At 61.1% G+C, this 14097-nt stretch carries 18 protein-coding genes and 1 tRNA gene; 11 read left to right on the top strand and 8 right to left on the bottom strand.

Translation table 11 applies throughout. From position 1 onward, the window contains the following. Positions 1 to 67 precede the first annotated feature (67 nt). The gene (locus HGO38_RS09335) at positions 68 to 1069 is read left to right on the top strand and encodes an acyl-CoA dehydrogenase family protein (protein ID WP_250955608.1); all 1002 of its coding nucleotides are present in this window, start codon (positions 68 to 70) and stop codon (positions 1067 to 1069) included. A gap of 24 nt (positions 1070 to 1093) precedes the next feature. Here the strand turns inward: HGO38_RS09335 and HGO38_RS09340 are convergent, their stop codons facing one another. Beyond that, a complete protein-coding gene (locus HGO38_RS09340) occupies positions 1094 to 1549 on the bottom strand; it encodes an RrF2 family transcriptional regulator (RefSeq protein WP_250955609.1) in 456 nt (151 codons plus the stop codon). Between the two features lie 855 nt (positions 1550 to 2404). Then, positions 2405 to 2491, bottom strand: a tRNA-Leu gene (locus HGO38_RS09345). A 462-nt stretch (positions 2492 to 2953) separates the two neighbouring features. On the opposite strand from HGO38_RS09345, the gene HGO38_RS09350 reads away from it, so the two are divergent. After that, entirely contained in the window at positions 2954 to 3388 is a 435-nt protein-coding gene (locus HGO38_RS09350) for a BA14K family protein (protein ID WP_250955610.1), read from the top strand. A 67-nt stretch (positions 3389 to 3455) separates the two neighbouring features. Here the strand turns inward: HGO38_RS09350 and HGO38_RS09355 are convergent, their stop codons facing one another. Beyond that, a complete protein-coding gene (locus tag HGO38_RS09355; protein WP_250955611.1) occupies positions 3456 to 3761 on the bottom strand; it encodes an Rdx family protein in 306 nt (101 codons plus the stop codon). Between the two features lie 136 nt (positions 3762 to 3897). Between HGO38_RS09355 and HGO38_RS09360 the strand changes: the two genes are divergently transcribed. From HGO38_RS09360 to HGO38_RS09390, 7 genes are all read left to right on the top strand, one after another. After that, a complete protein-coding gene (locus tag HGO38_RS09360; RefSeq protein WP_250955612.1) occupies positions 3898 to 4344 on the top strand; it encodes a DoxX family protein in 447 nt (148 codons plus the stop codon). A 134-nt stretch (positions 4345 to 4478) separates the two neighbouring features. Then, positions 4479 to 5177 (top strand): type 1 glutamine amidotransferase, encoded by a 699-nt coding sequence (locus tag HGO38_RS09365; RefSeq protein WP_250955613.1) that lies wholly within the window; start codon positions 4479 to 4481, stop codon positions 5175 to 5177. A 3-nt stretch (positions 5178 to 5180) separates the two neighbouring features. Further along, on the top strand, positions 5181 to 5774 hold the full coding sequence (locus HGO38_RS09370; protein WP_250955614.1) for a sugar O-acetyltransferase: 594 nt from the start codon (positions 5181 to 5183) through the stop codon (positions 5772 to 5774). Between the two features lie 27 nt (positions 5775 to 5801). Continuing rightward, positions 5802 to 6425, top strand: a complete 624-nt coding sequence (locus tag HGO38_RS09375) for a TetR/AcrR family transcriptional regulator (RefSeq protein WP_250955615.1) — start codon at positions 5802 to 5804, stop codon at positions 6423 to 6425. A 45-nt stretch (positions 6426 to 6470) separates the two neighbouring features. Beyond that, positions 6471 to 7694: an MFS transporter gene (locus HGO38_RS09380; RefSeq protein ID WP_250955616.1), complete on the top strand. Its 1224-nt coding sequence runs from the start codon at positions 6471 to 6473 to the stop codon at positions 7692 to 7694. Positions 7695 to 7780: 86 nt separating this feature from the next. Next, positions 7781 to 8368 (top strand): LysE family translocator, encoded by a 588-nt coding sequence (locus HGO38_RS09385; RefSeq protein ID WP_250955617.1) that lies wholly within the window; start codon positions 7781 to 7783, stop codon positions 8366 to 8368. A 74-nt stretch (positions 8369 to 8442) separates the two neighbouring features. Then, a complete protein-coding gene (locus HGO38_RS09390; RefSeq protein WP_250955618.1) occupies positions 8443 to 8751 on the top strand; it encodes a hypothetical protein in 309 nt (102 codons plus the stop codon). A 118-nt stretch (positions 8752 to 8869) separates the two neighbouring features. On the opposite strand, the gene HGO38_RS31250 is transcribed toward HGO38_RS09390, so the two are convergent. The 3 genes from HGO38_RS31250 to HGO38_RS09410 form a co-directional block, all read right to left on the bottom strand. After that, positions 8870 to 9247 carry a YegP family protein gene (locus HGO38_RS31250; RefSeq protein WP_502941525.1) on the bottom strand — a complete coding sequence of 126 codons (378 nt, stop codon included), beginning with the start codon at positions 9245 to 9247 and terminating at the stop codon, positions 8870 to 8872. 90 nt (positions 9248 to 9337) lie between these two features. After that, positions 9338 to 9733: a CcdB family protein gene (locus HGO38_RS09405; protein ID WP_352230468.1), complete on the bottom strand. Its 396-nt coding sequence runs from the start codon at positions 9731 to 9733 to the stop codon at positions 9338 to 9340. Continuing rightward, positions 9643 to 9873, bottom strand: a complete 231-nt coding sequence (locus tag HGO38_RS09410) for a type II toxin-antitoxin system CcdA family antitoxin (protein ID WP_250955619.1) — start codon at positions 9871 to 9873, stop codon at positions 9643 to 9645. The genes HGO38_RS09405 and HGO38_RS09410 overlap by 91 nt, the downstream gene beginning before the upstream one ends. Before the next feature lie 157 nt (positions 9874 to 10030). On the opposite strand from HGO38_RS09410, the gene HGO38_RS09415 reads away from it, so the two are divergent. Together HGO38_RS09415 and HGO38_RS09420 are read left to right on the top strand one after the other, a co-directional pair. Further along, complete coding sequence (locus HGO38_RS09415; RefSeq protein WP_250955620.1) at positions 10031 to 10270, top strand: type II toxin-antitoxin system ParD family antitoxin; 240 nt, start codon at positions 10031 to 10033, stop codon at positions 10268 to 10270. Next, on the top strand, positions 10267 to 10566 hold the full coding sequence (locus tag HGO38_RS09420) for a type II toxin-antitoxin system RelE/ParE family toxin (RefSeq protein WP_250955621.1): 300 nt from the start codon (positions 10267 to 10269) through the stop codon (positions 10564 to 10566). The genes HGO38_RS09415 and HGO38_RS09420 overlap by 4 nt, the downstream gene beginning before the upstream one ends. 26 nt (positions 10567 to 10592) lie before the next feature. Here HGO38_RS09420 and lepA read toward each other — a convergent pair whose 3' ends face one another. Both lepA and HGO38_RS09430 read right to left on the bottom strand, forming a co-directional pair. After that, positions 10593 to 12419 (bottom strand): translation elongation factor 4, encoded by a 1827-nt coding sequence (gene lepA, locus HGO38_RS09425; RefSeq protein ID WP_250955622.1) that lies wholly within the window; start codon positions 12417 to 12419, stop codon positions 10593 to 10595. A 136-nt stretch (positions 12420 to 12555) separates the two neighbouring features. Further along, the gene (locus HGO38_RS09430) at positions 12556 to 14070 is read right to left on the bottom strand and encodes an MJ1477/TM1410 family putative glycoside hydrolase (RefSeq protein ID WP_250955623.1); all 1515 of its coding nucleotides are present in this window, start codon (positions 14068 to 14070) and stop codon (positions 12556 to 12558) included. Between the last annotated feature and the right edge of the window lie 27 nt (positions 14071 to 14097).

Consider the following 14097-nt stretch of genomic DNA (forward strand, 5'->3'; position numbering starts at 1 on the left):
GGGAACAGTAACGCATCTCCATGAGCGTCTGCGCAGCGTTCCCACGCGCATTGGCGCCGAGGACGAAGTGCTGGGCATTGCGCGCAGCCTGGCCAATGGTGGACAGGCGGGCGTACGGACTGTTCCGTCTTGGGACGACCTGGTTCAGTCCGGCCTGTTTGCCATATCCATTCCGGTGGATTTTGGGGGATTGGATATCTCCAACGCCCTGATGGCGGAAGCCGTGTCGATCATTGCGGCCACGTCGCCCGAATCCGCGACCGCGCTTGCCGGACATTTCTCGACGCTTGAAGCCATCCGCAATACCGGCAGCCAAGAGCAGCGGCGCGCTATTTTTGCCCGTGTCGCCTGCGGGGAATGTTTCAGCGGTCTGGTGCGTGGCGATGATCCCGTCAGTGAGTGGGCGCTGCGCCTGACGACCGAGGGCATCGGATACTGTCTGGACGGTGAGATTTCCAGCAGTGAGCCGCTGTTGGCCGACTGGCTGGCATTGTTGCTGGCCGATGAGCGCGGCGAGCCGCGTTTCGTCATCGTGCCGCGCCATGCGCGCGAAACGGCTTTTGCACAGGGAGGGGCCGGACAGCACCGGCTGTCTTTCCAAAAGCTCCATGTTGCCGCAGACGCGGTGCTAAAGGTCAGTTCGGATGCGCGCCTCATGTCGGGCGCAACCAGCGACCTGCTCCAGGGGGCGCTTGCTCTGGGCCAGTCCACGCAAACGTTTCTGTCTTCGATCCGGAAACTGCGCGACCGTCGTCACGACGCTGCCGACAGCGATCTGCGGCTGATAAAGCTCGAGATCGCCAGGGCCTATGTCAAAATGGAGTCCCTCGCAGCGCTCATCAATCGCTGCGGCACCGAGATCGACATCGCCCAGGTCACACCCGGCCCTCGTACCATCACCCGGGCCAGTCAGATGGCCAAGGCGCTTGCCATCGCGGCGACACAGACGTTTTTGCACGCGGCAGACGGCACCTCTGAGGATGCACTTGTCGAACTCGGGTCCGATTTGGCCAAGGACACGCCTGACCCTGCCCAGTCACAGGAAACGGACGGGACCGTGGACAGGTGATTTTCTGCGCGCGAAGGCCGGCGTTCAGCCAGCCTGTTTTTCGCTGCTCACGACATCTATTGCCGTGTCGTCCTTGACGAACTGCGCCAGCGTCATGTTGTCGAGGATCATCGCGATCGCATCGCGCACCTCTGTCATCGAGCGACGCACCTGGCAGGTCTCGGGATCGCGGCAGTCCTCGCAGGCCTCAAACGCCGTGCGGCTTGCGCAGCGAATCGGCGCCAGCGGCCCGTCCAGCGTCCGGATGACCTGGCCGATCATGATGTCCGAGGCCGGCTTGGACAGCGAATAGCCGCCATTGGGGCCCTTCTTCGAGCGCAGAATGCCGGTATTGCGCAGTTCCAGCAGGATCGTGTCGAGGAATTTCTTCGGAATATTGTTGCGGGTCGCGATGTCGTTGACGAAGGCAGTTTCGCCACTGTCGAGCCGCGCGAGATCGACCAGCGCCTTCAATCCGTATTTGCCTTTGTTGGTTAGCATTTTCAAATCTCGTGTCGTGGGACGTCGAAGCAGGTGTGGATGCATAAATGCGATCCATCGCGCTTCGATTGAAACGCAATCATATGTCCACAAACTAAATAGTTTTTACCAAATAATGACGCAAGCACAGAAAACCGTCATTTTCGACAGTTTTTTGTGCCGCGCGGTTGAAGGGCCACAGTATTGCGGAAAAACGCGCAAAAGCTGGTCGCGGTCAGCTGTTGCCTAGGGGACGAGGGCCCGGCGGCGACCAGGGGCAGCCAGCCAGTGTCTAGAGCGTTTCCTGGTTAGATTGAAGCATTCTGCCGGTGCAGGTTTTCGTCAGGGCAAAGGCGATTGGCGAAGGGCATACCCGAAGGTACGTCCGAGCCGATCGCCTTTGATCCTGGCGGAAAGATGCCCGGCCCTTCGGGTTGGCTGAAACGGGCCGCCTGATCGCCCGGCCGGCTTGGCCGTAGGGCGTGGCTACGACACGCGCCAGCCGGGCGACCAATCGACTCCGTTTGAGCCAACAGAATGTTTCAATCTAACCAGGAAACGCTCTAGCGCAATCGAACCTCGGCCGATTCAGATGAGCAGCGGCAGATAGGCGAATGCCTTGACCTGACGGGTTGGGTTCCCGAAGGGCCTAGAAAGTACAGGCCGTGCTCGATGATATGCGTGCTGGATCTGCGCTCAGCGCCCGAAAAGCGCACGATCGATGCCGGGCTGATCGCAATACCGTTAGCCTTGCGCACCATCAGTCGTTCGGGGAGCTTATCATGCAAAAATGCCCCGGCTGAACAAAACCGTTACAGCCGGGGCATCTCTGCAATGCAGCAAAATCCTTGTTAAGATCAAGGACTTAGAATGGAATGGTGCCCAGAAGAGGACTCGAACCTCCACACCCTTTCGAGTACCAGCACCTGAAGCTGGCGCGTCTACCAATTCCGCCATCTGGGCGACGGTCAGGCATGTAAGGGTGGGGCCTCTGCCTGTCAACTGGCTTTTTGAACTTTTCGTGTCGAATGTGAAAAAAGCTTGTATCGGGCCACCGCATTGGACGGCGCCATACGCATGGCGGCAAACGCCGGCACGGGTCCGTCACGCCCCCGGCACCAACAACAACCCCGCCGTTACGCGACCTGGAAAGTAGCACTAAGTTGTGGTGCTCGGACAGAGTGAGTCTTCACAAATAGAGAGGCTTGTCATGTCTCCGAAAAGACATGATCCCATTGGACAAAGTGATTGGCTGGACACGGATTTGGTCATAGGATCTTTGCTTGGGACGGCAAGGGGCAAGACTTGCTGGCCGATCTGTCGACATGCTGGTCGTTTCACGGGATTTCCATACCCGATGGAGCGATCGAACAAGGAGCCGTAATGATCCCGGACCTCGTTCGGGATCTCTTGAGGAGAGTGTGAATGTTTAGGATCCGCAATGCTCTCATCGGCGCGGTGATGGGCCTGACCTGCGTTTTGCCGCAGTCGGTGCTCGCTGCTATGCCGGTGGCGCCTTCGGTGTCTGCGCCGTCCGCTGCATCCGACATAGTCGATGTGCGGGTCGTCTGCGACCGAAGTGGCTGCTACGATCGTCCGGGTTACCGCCCGCCGCCGCCGCGTCCGATCTATCGGCCGCCGCCACCGATCTACTATCCCCCGCCGATCTACCGTCCGCCACCGCCGCCGCCGATCTATTATCCGCCTCCGGTCTATCGCCCCGCCTATCGCCCGCCGAGCGGTGGCTGGTCCAGCCATGTCCGCTGGTGCCTTGAGCGGTATCGGTCCTACAATCCGCAGACCAACCAGTATCTGGCCTATGACGGCTACTACAAGGCTTGCCGGTCGCCCTATCGTTGAGACAGTCTCTCATCAATTGACAAGGCGGGAACGCAAGTTCCCGCCTTTTTCATGAGGCCAGCCTCGCTCATGAAGGCAGGTCGGTCTCCGTGTGAACCCTGTCGGTATGGCCGAGATTCCGCTCGGGATCGAGGACGTCGCGCACCCGCTGCTTCAACTCCTTTGGCCCGGGAAAGCCGCCGTCGCGCTTGCGCTCCCAGATCAGCGCGTCATCCAGGCGGATTTCGAAATTGCCGCCGGTGCCGGGAATAAGCGCCACTTCGTTCAGATCGCTGCCGAACGTCTGCAAAAGCTCCTGCGCCATCCAGCCGGCCCGTAAAAGCCAGTTGCACTGGGTGCAATAGAGAATGGTGATACGCGGTTTGTCGTGCATTGCTAAATCTCCCGGCAGGTTGTTGGTCACGAAAATGTCAACTGTTTTACTCATATATTGACCGCCGTCGAGCTTGAGTTCGTGCGAGGCGATGCGCAAACAGGGGCATACGATAATTCACCAGAAGGAATGCCCGATGTCCAATCCCCCCGACCGCAGCCGACTGATCATCCCGGCCCTCGCGCCGGTCTATGGCAGCGGCTATGTCACCGTCGAGACCATTCTGCGTGTCGTTGCCGGCCTGCTGCTCGTGACCCATGGCTATGGCAAGATCCTCGATCCGATGGGGGCCGTTGGCATGGTCGAGGGGCTGGGATTTTATCCCGGCGTCTTCTGGTCGCCGCTGCTGGCCGCCACCGAGTTCTTCGGCGGCATTCTTGTTGCTATCGGCCTGTTCACCCGTCCTGCGGCTTTTGCCGCAACCATCGTGCTGCTGGTCACCGTCTATTTTCATGGCGTCGTGCAGGCGCAGGGCCTTGCCGGCGCGGAAAAGTCGATCCTCTGGACGGCGATCTTCCTGTTCTTTGCGTTTCGGGGCGGCAATGCCCAGTCGGTAGACGCCAGACTGAACAGGGTTTTCTGATCCGACAAAAAAATCCGGCGGCGGCAGGCTTGGCTGTTTGCCGCCTTTGCTCTTGTCATGATCCATCTTGAATGCTGCGCTGCATCGTGATCATCTGCCATTTTCCGATACGATGAAGGGGCAGGGATTAAGGCATGCGCGTCGCGATCGTCGAGAATATGGACATGACCCATCACGGCCAGGTGGGCGTGGCACTGGCGGAAGTCGGCGCCAAGGTTGATGTGGTCCGGGCTTTTGCCGGCGAGCCGCTGCCGGAGGCCGTGGACGGCCATGACGCCCTTGTGGTGTTCGGTGGCGAACAGAATGCCCGCGACGACGACAGGCATCCCTATCTGCCGCAGCTGGCGGCGTTGATGCGCGCCTTTGGCGACGCCGACAAGGCGGTGCTCGGCATTTGCCTTGGAAGCCAGATCCTGGCGCGCGGCTATGGCGCCGAGAACCTGATCGGCCAGGCGCCGGAATTCGGCTGGCAGGTGATCGGCGTGACGGAGGAGGGCGCTGGTGATCCGGTCCTGTCCGCCGTCGAGGATGGTTTCCTGTCCTTCCAGTGGCACGACGATACCTTCACCCTGCCCAATGGGGCCGTGCGGCTGGCGAAGAATGCCACCGCGGCCAACCAGGCCTTTCGCGTCGGGCGGGCCGCCTATGGCACGCAATTCCATTTCGAAGCCCATCGTGGCGTCATCGAGCAATGGAATCGGCAATTTGCCGCCCATGCCGAACGCAAACATCCGGGCTGGCAGGCAAAACACCCGGAACTGGCTGCCGTCCACGGCCCGCTTGCCGATGCGGCGGGTCTCGCCATCGCCCGCGCCTGGGTCCGGCAGATCTAGAAAATGACCGATAGGAAGCCAACCGAGCGGCAAAAAATGGCGGCTGGGCACTGGTATACCTGTCTCGATCCGGAACTGGACGGTCTGCGGAGCGCGGCGCGCAACGCGGTGCACCAGCACAATACCATGCCACCAGGCGAGCGCGGTGCAGCGGCGCCTCTGCTGCGCGGGCTGTTGGCGCATTTCGCCGATGGCGCGTTCGTGGAAGCACCGTTTCATTGCGGCTATGGCTTCAACATAAACCTGGGGGCTTGCGTCTATCTGAATGCCGGCTGCATCATTCTCGATTCGGCCGCGGTGACGATCGGCGATCACAGCATGCTCGGTCCCGGCGTGCAGATCTACTGTGCCGAACATCACAAGGATCGCGCCCTGCGTCGGGCGGGCCTGGAAATCGCCAAACCGGTGGTGATTGGCAGGGACGTCTGGATCGGCGGCTCTGCCATCCTTCTCGCCGGTGTGACGATCGGCGATGGTGCGATCGTCGGCGCCGGGTCAGTCGTGACGCGCGACGTACCGGCGGGCACGACGGTGGTCGGCAATCCGGCACGGTTTGTGGGCCGTTCGAATTCAGGCGTCAAATTTTCGCTTGATTAGGAAACGATCGTTCCCTATAGCGTACGCATGAAAATACACCACCTTGATGCCGATCCGTCCGTCCGCGGACCTGGCCGCCCTCGCGAATTCGACATAGACGAAGCTCTCGACAGAGCCATCGAGGTTTTTGCCTTGCGCGGCTATCAGGCCGCCTCCATTGCCGAACTGAAGGCGGCGATGCAACTCACCTCGGGTAGCCTCTACAAGGCCTTCAAGGACAAGCGCGCCATCTTCCTGGCGGCCTTCGATCGCTACAAGACGGTGCGCGACGCATTGCTGACGCAACAGCTTGAATGCGGCACCTGCGGCCGCGACAGGCTGCGCATCATGGTATCCTTCTATGCCGAGGCCTCCCATGGCGTCAGCGGGCGGCGCGGTTGCCTGGTGGTCGGCAGCGCCACGGAACTGGCAATTTTCGACGCCGACATGGCAGCGCTGGTTTCCGCGGCCACCTTGCGCAATGAGGCCTGCATTGTCGGGATGATCCGTGAAGGACAGGTCGACGGCTCGGTTAAGGCCGATCTGGACAGCGCTGCGACGGCGCGTGCGCTGCTCTGCCTGATGCAGGGTCTGCGGATCATCGGCAAGACCGGCTGCGACCGTGCGCTGACACTGTCCGTCGTCGATGTTGCCATGAAACTGGTCGATTGAGTTTGAAAAATAGGAAATGATTATTTCCAAAATACGGAGATTTGCATGTCATTGTCGAACACCACCGTCCCACCCCAGACGTCCGCCAAGCCTGCGGGGATATCAGCCGGCCTGACCTTCATCATGGCGGCCGCCTGCGGCCTGATTGCCGCCAACCTTTATTATGCGCAGCCGCTGGCCGGGCCGATCGGGGTGGAGATCGGTCTGCCGCCTCAGGCGACGGGCCTGATCGTCACACTGACCCAGATCGGCTATGGCCTCGGTCTCCTGTTGCTGGTGCCACTGGGCGATCTGCTCGAAAACCGGCGCTTGATCCTGACGATGATCGGCATCGTCACCCTGGCGCTGATCGGTGCCGGTCTGTCGGGGTCTCCGGCGCCATTCCTGGGCTTCTGCCTGCTGATCGGCATCGGTTCTGTCGCGGTGCAGATCATCGTCCCGTTTGCCGCCAACCTGGCGCCGGACGTGACCCGCGGCCGCGTGGTCGGCAATGTCATGAGCGGCCTGATGCTCGGCATCATGCTGGCCCGGCCGGCGGCGAGTTTCCTGGCTGGTCTGTCCTCCTGGCATCTCGTCTTCTTCCTCTCCGCCGCCCTCATGGTCCTGCTCGGGCTGCTGCTGGCCCGCACGCTGCCTGAGCGGCGACCGGCAGCCAGGCTCAGCTATGGCGCCCTGCTCGCCTCCATGGGGCGCCTGGTGGTCACGGAGCCGGTCCTGCGCCGTCGCGCCGCCTACCAGGCCTGTCAGTTCGCCGCCTTCAGCCTGTTCTGGACCGTCACGCCATTGTTGCTGGCTGGCCCAGGCTACGAACTGACGCAGCGCGGCATTGCGCTTTTTGCGCTTGCCGGCGTGGCGGGTGCCATCGCTTCGCCGATTGCCGGGCGGCTCGCCGACCGCAACCTGTCGCGCCCCGCAACGGTGCTGGGCATTCTGAGCGTTGCCGTCGCCTTCCTGATCACCCATCTGGCCGACCATGGCTCGACGCTGGCGCTCGGCCTGCTGGTCTTTGCCGGTATCCTGCTGGATTTCGGCGTGACCACCACGCTGGTGATTGGCCAGCGGGCGATCTACGGCCTTGGCGCCGAGTTGCGCAGCCGACTGAACGGTCTCTACATGGCGACCTTCTTTCTCGGCGGCGCCATTGGTTCGGCGGTGGGTGCCTGGGCCTTTGCCGAAGGTGGCTGGTGGCTTGCCTCTTCGCTCGGCCTTGCCCTGCCGGTCGTGGCTCTGCTCTATTTTCTGACCGAGCGGCGGCCCCTGAAAGGGTAATCCTGTCGCTGAATGCTTGACCGAGATCAAGACGGGCCGCCCCTCAGCCGTTATGGTGGCCCGCGACGGACGAACGGAGACTACGCGTGGATATTGCCGGCTTCACCCTTGCTGCCCTGCTGCTATTGCTCACCCCCGGACCGACCAATACGCTTCTGGCGATCGCTGGCGGCGCGCGAGGGTTCAAGGCATCATCGCCGTTGATCGCTGCCGAAATCGGCGGCTATCTCATGACGATCACACCGGTGGCGCTGTTTGCCGCGACCCTTTTGTCGGATCAGCCTTTGGTCGGCAGCGCCTTGAAACTCGGCTCTGCGGCCTGGGTGCTGTTTCTGGCGGTCCAGCTCTGGGGCTTGCCGGCCGATGGATTGCTGGCGCAGGGCTCTGCGGGCTTCGTTACCTTCCGTCGCGTGTTTGTGACCACCGTGCTCAATCCGAAGGCGCTGATCATCGGTCTGGTCTTCATGCCCCATGGCGCACCCCAGATCGTGCTGCCCTATCTCGCGCTGTTTTCGGCGATCGTGGTGCTGGTCGCCAGCTTCTGGCTGACGGCGGGCGCCACCCTGCTGCGCGCCGCCCGCCATAGTCATCCAACATTGGTCTATCGTTGCGCCGCCACCATCCTGCTCGGCTTTTCGACGATGCTGGCGGGCAGTTCGCTGGGGTTGATCTAAGCGAGCCGCAGCGCGGTCATGGAACAATCCGGCGTTCAGCACGTTTTCGCATCATACCAAGGAGGAAATTACCCATGGCTTATGATCCGAATTCCAATCCGAACCCCAATCTCAATCGACCCGATCTGAAAACGCCGACCCCGCCCCCGCCGCGCAAGAACATGACCCCGTGGTTTGTTGTTGCAGCCGTGGTGGTTGTTGGTCTCGTCGCATGGTCCCTGATGAGCGGTCCGTCGACTGATCCGGCAGCAACGTCCGCCACGCCGCCGGCGGCGACAGAGACCGCGCCGGCCGTAGAGCCGACCACTCCGGCTCCGGCAACGCCACCAGCCGCGACGACCCCGGCTCCGGCCACGCCAAACTCCGGCACGACGCAGCCGTAAACGGCTGATCTTGACAATAAGAACAGCCGCTCGCCATCAAGGCGGGCGGCTTTTTTATGGGGCAGGTTTGGTAAATCGCCTGTGAACGGACGGCGCCTGCCGGTACCGCGCAGTTCAGTCAGCTTGCGACAGCGGTCTCGTCATCGACGGGCGCACTTGGTCCATTCTTCTTAACCGATTCAATGCAGTTCTTGGCGCTGGCCTTCGACGCATAGGTTTCCGAACGCACCATGGTCTCGCCGTTGGACGCCTTGAAGCGGACGAAATGCTGACCGTCCTTGCTTTCTACGATTTCGAAACGATAGCCCGACCCAACCTCGTCCTTGCTGACATCGACCGTCGCGGCATCCGGCGCGTTCTTCTTGATCGATTCGATGCAATTCTTGGCACCCGCCTTGGCGGTATAGTTTTCCGACCAGACCATCACTTCGGCATTGTAGACGAACTGAACGCGGAACTCGCCCTTCTCGGTCTTCAGAATCTTGAACTTGTGCATGCCGTCTCCCTTTCGCGAAATGCCAGCGCTTTCTGCGCTTATGATTGCATTCGAATGCTAGCGCGCTCGATGCGGCTCGGCAAGCGGGGCTCAAAAACCCTGGAAGAGGAAATCCGTCGCCGCGGTGATCTCGTCGGATCGTGAGGACAGGTCGGCGATGGACGGGCCGAGCGCGGACGCTGGGATGGTCGTCAGGAACTCCGTCAGCATCACTAATGCCTGACCATCAACTTCAAAGCGAGGATTGAGCCGCAAGACCAGTTTGGCTAGAGTGTCGACCGGAAACAAGGGGGCAACGACGCGGGTGTCCAGCGCATCCAGCAGGTTCGATTGCAGATCGATCGCAAGACTGCCGTCGCTTCCGTGCGGTGAACATGGAAGCGGGCCATAGGTCGCTACCAGTTCCGATATTTGGCGAACGGCAGGCCATGTTTGGCGACGTAGTCGTTCGCGGCTTGTATGGCCTCGGCATTCTCGATCTTCCAGCGCCGTTCCTTCTCCGCCTTCACCGCACGCGCGATGCCGTCCTCGGCCGCATTCGACACGTCGAGGCCGAGCGCTATCGCCTCGGCAATCAGCGCATCATTGAGAGAGAGTTCAGTGGCCTTTTTTGCCTTAGGGCTCATCAGGGTCTCCATCGCGACAGCCAAGTATACCGCGTCTTGCAGGCAAGGGCAAAGGTCTTGCGCGGTCCTTGGCTCAGTCACGCTTCAGACGCGCCTTCTGAGCAGTGATCTTGCTCGGTTTGGCAAACCTTGCCATTATATGCCAAAGGAGATTTGCATGGTCACGATGAATATTTCCCTGCCCGATCAGATGAAGCAATGGGTCGAAAGGCAGACCGAAGGCGGGCGTTACGGCAACGCGAGCGACTATGTGCGCGACTTGATTCGTCGCGATCAGGAGCGTGTGATTGGTCTCAGTGAGCTTCAACGTCTCATCGACGAAGGGATCGCGAGCGGTATCGGAACGCGCAGCCTGGATGAACTCTTGAGTGAAGCGCGTCGTCGGGCGACAAAATGACGTTGCGGCTCAGCGTCGAGGCTGAAGAGGATCTGATTACGATCTATGTTTACGGCGCCGCAGCCTTCGGGTCTGCTCAGGCGGAGCGCTACAACGCCGACCTCAGGATGACCTTGGAATTGATCGAGTCAACGCCTCTCATCGCTCATGAACGAAATAGGTTCAATCCACCGGTGAGAATCCATCCTCACGCGAGCCATCTTATTATCTATACAAGCGACCAAACCGGCGTGTTCGTGGTTCGCATTCTGCACAATCGTCAAAATTGGGCGCAGGTTCTCTCTGACCCCGGATAATAAAAAGAGGCCCGAAGGCCTCTTGATCACTCGTCGCTCATCTTCAGCGCCGCGATGAACGCTTCCTGGGGAATGTCCACCTTGCCGAACTGGCGCATGCGCTTCTTGCCGGCCTTCTGCTTGTCCAAGAGCTTGCGCTTGCGGGTGGCGTCGCCGCCGTAGCATTTGGCGGTGACGTCCTTGCGCATGGCCGAGATGGTTTCGCGGGCAATGACGTTGCCGCCGATGGCCGCCTGGATCGGGATCTTGAACATGTGCCGCGGGATCAGGTCCTTCAGCTTCTCGCACATGTCGCGGCCGCGCTTTTCGGCCGCCGAGCGGTGCACCAGCATGGAGAGCGCATCGACCGGCTCGCCATTGACCATGATCGACATTTTTACCAGATTGCCTTCGCGATAGCCGTCGAGATGATAGTCGAACGAGGCATAGCCCTTGGAGATCGACTTCAGGCGGTCGTAGAAATCGAACACCACTTCGTTGAGCGGCAGTTCATAGGTCAGCATGGCGCGCTTGCCGACATAGGTGAGTTCCGTCTGGATGCCGCGGCGGTCCTGGCAGAGCTTCAGAATGCCGCCGAGATAGTCGTCCGGCGTGAGGATCGTCGCCTTGATCCACGGCTCGTGGATCTCGGAAATCTTCACCACATCGGGCATGTCGGCCGGATTGTGCAGCTCGCGCTCCGTGCCGTCGGTCATCGACAGCTTGTAGACAACGCTCGGCGCGGTGGCGATCAGATCCAGATCGAATTCGCGTTCCAGCCGCTCCTGGATGATTTCCAGATGCAATAGGCCGAGGAAGCCGCAGCGGAAGCCGAAGCCGAGCGCGGCCGAACTTTCCATTTCGAACGAGAAGGAGGCATCGTTGAGCCGCAGCTTGCCCATGGCGGCGCGCAGATCCTCGAAATCGGCGGCATCGACCGGAAACAGGCCACAGAACACCACCGGCTGGGCCGGTTTGAAGCCCGGCAGGGCCTGGGCCGTCGGCTTCTTGTCTTCGGTAATCGTATCGCCGACGCGCGTATCGGCCACTTCCTTGATCGAGCCGGTGAAGAAGCCGATCTCGCCGGGGCCGAGGCTGTCGACGGCCAGCATCTTCGGCGTCAGAACGCCGACGCGCTCGACCTGGTATTTGGCATCGGTGCCCATCATGCGGATGGTCTGGCCCTTGGTCAGGACACCATCGAGAATGCGCACCAGAACCATGACGCCGAGATAGGTGTCGTACCAGCTGTCGACCAGCAGCGCCTTCAGCGGGCCCTTTTCGCCCATTTCGCTTTTCGGCGCCGGCAATTGGTGGACGATGGCTTCCAGCACGTCGGGAATGCCAAGGCCCGTCTTGGCCGAAATCAGCACGGCCTGGGAGGCGTCGATGCCGATCACTTCCTCGATCTGCTCGCGGATGCGGTCGGGTTCCGCGGCCGGCAGGTCGATCTTGTTGAGGACGGTGACGATCTCGTGGTTGTTGTCGATCGCCTGATAGACATTGGCCAGCGTCTGCGCTTCCACACCTTGGGAGGCGTCAACCACAAGCAGTGAGCCTTCGCAGGCCGACAGCGACCGCGACACTTCATAGGCGAAGTCGACATGGCCGGGTGTGTCGATCAGATTGAGGATATAGGTCTCGCCATTGTTGGCCTTGTAGTGCAACCGCACCGTCTGGGCCTTGATGGTAATGCCGCGCTCGCGCTCGATATCCATCGAATCCAGCACCTGCTCGGACATGTCGCGTTCGGCAAGGCCGCCGGTCGTCTGGATCAGGCGATCGGCCAGCGTCGACTTGCCGTGGTCGATATGGGCCACGATCGAGAAGTTGCGGATATGGTCAAGGGGCGTGCGGGTCGAATTTGTGCTCATGCGCCCGCATACAATGGAACCTCCTAAACTGCAAAGAATTTTACCGATCGTGCCCGGCGAAATGCAATGAATGCCGGCCATTTGCGATCAAGGACGTGGCAAATGCCGACCAGTCGCGAATGTCCGGGTGAGGTTTTCAGAAGATCAGGAAATCACCTGCCGTCAGTTTGAGGTGCGCGTCGAGTTCGGCGAACTGGATCGCCGCACCCTTGCCGGAGCTGTCGGTATCGTAGAACAGATCGCCCGTCTTGCTGTTATAGATGATCCGATCGCTGGCATCGGCCGCCTTTGTGCCGATGACGAAGGCGGTCGCTTTCAGGGACCCCGTCGGCAGTCGCGTAAAGATATCCTGGTCCAGCAGGATCCGGTCGTCGGTCACGCTGAAATCGGCCACCGTATCGCTATTCGTTGTGCCAAGTCGGGTGTCGAAGATAAACTGATCCTTGCCGCTCCCACCGGTCAGCGTGTCGTGTCCTGCGCCCCCGAAGAGCTTGTCATTGCCGGTGCCGCCGGACAGTTTGTCATTGCCAGTGCTGCCCCACAACCGATCATCGCCGTCGCGCCCGAACAGCGTATCATGGCCGCTGCGTCCGGAGATCCTATCGTTGCCGGCCAGGCCATCGATCCGGTCGGTGAGTGTCGAGCCGCGCAGCACATCCGCCTGCGCCGTGGGCCGGATATAGGCGGGATCGCCATCATAGGTGCCGACCAGCCGGTCGAGATCGCGTTCAGGCGCGGCGAACGGTATGAAGCCGTCGGCCAGCACCATCTCGTTGAACGCCGCGACGCGACTGGCGCCGCTGATATAGTCGACGACGAAGACGGGGATGCCCTTGTCGACGAAATCGCGCTTCAGCACGGCGATCGTCTCCTCATCAGGCCGCAGCGCATTGTTCTCGTCCTTGTCGCCGCGATAGTAGAGATCCTCGACCGCAATGCCGCCGATGGCATTGAGATAGGCCCGTTTGCGCGCCGTATCGGTGCCGAGATCGTCGAGGATCCAGGCGCCGTTCTGCGGAATGACGAAGAAGTCTGGATTGGTCTCGCGGGCATGTTCGGTCATGGCCACCACAAAGTCGACCATACGCTGGGCGGCCTGTTTGGCATTGGCCGGATCGCCGGCCTGGCGGTCGGCCGGTTTGACTTCGGCGCCCCAGAAATAATAGGCGTCGACGATATCCAGATAGGCGGCGTCGAAGCCGGCCTTGACGATAGCGTCGAGATCCCCGGTCTTGCTGTCGTTGAACATGGTGTCCTGCCAGTCCTGGTCCCAGTAGCGCACCTTGCGTGATTCCGGCCAGTCGGGATTGAGAGGCCCCAGCCAGTCCGGCGCCTCGTCGGTCAATCGGCCGGTGGCCTTGCCGGTCGTCGTCCAGTCGCTGTCCCAGTAATCGCGGAAATCTGAAGCCTCGCCGATCGAGATATAGGAGACCACCACCGATCGCCCGCCCATGCCGTCCTTCATGCGGGTCACCTCGGCCTCGCTAAAGCGACCGGCATTGGTGCCGTCGCGCGAGGAATCGATGACGAGCAGATCATGGGTGGCCGAGATCAGCAGGCTGACGTTCTGCGGATCGCCGTTCAGTCCCTGCAGCTGGTAGCCCCAGTTGTCGACAGTCACCACGCCGGTAGAGGTCTTGAACTGGAGCATGATGCGATCCCGCTTTCCTGTGTCAGG

Source organism: Rhizobium sp. CG5, from assembly GCF_023701945.1.
Lineage (GTDB): Bacteria > Pseudomonadota > Alphaproteobacteria > Rhizobiales > Rhizobiaceae > Allorhizobium.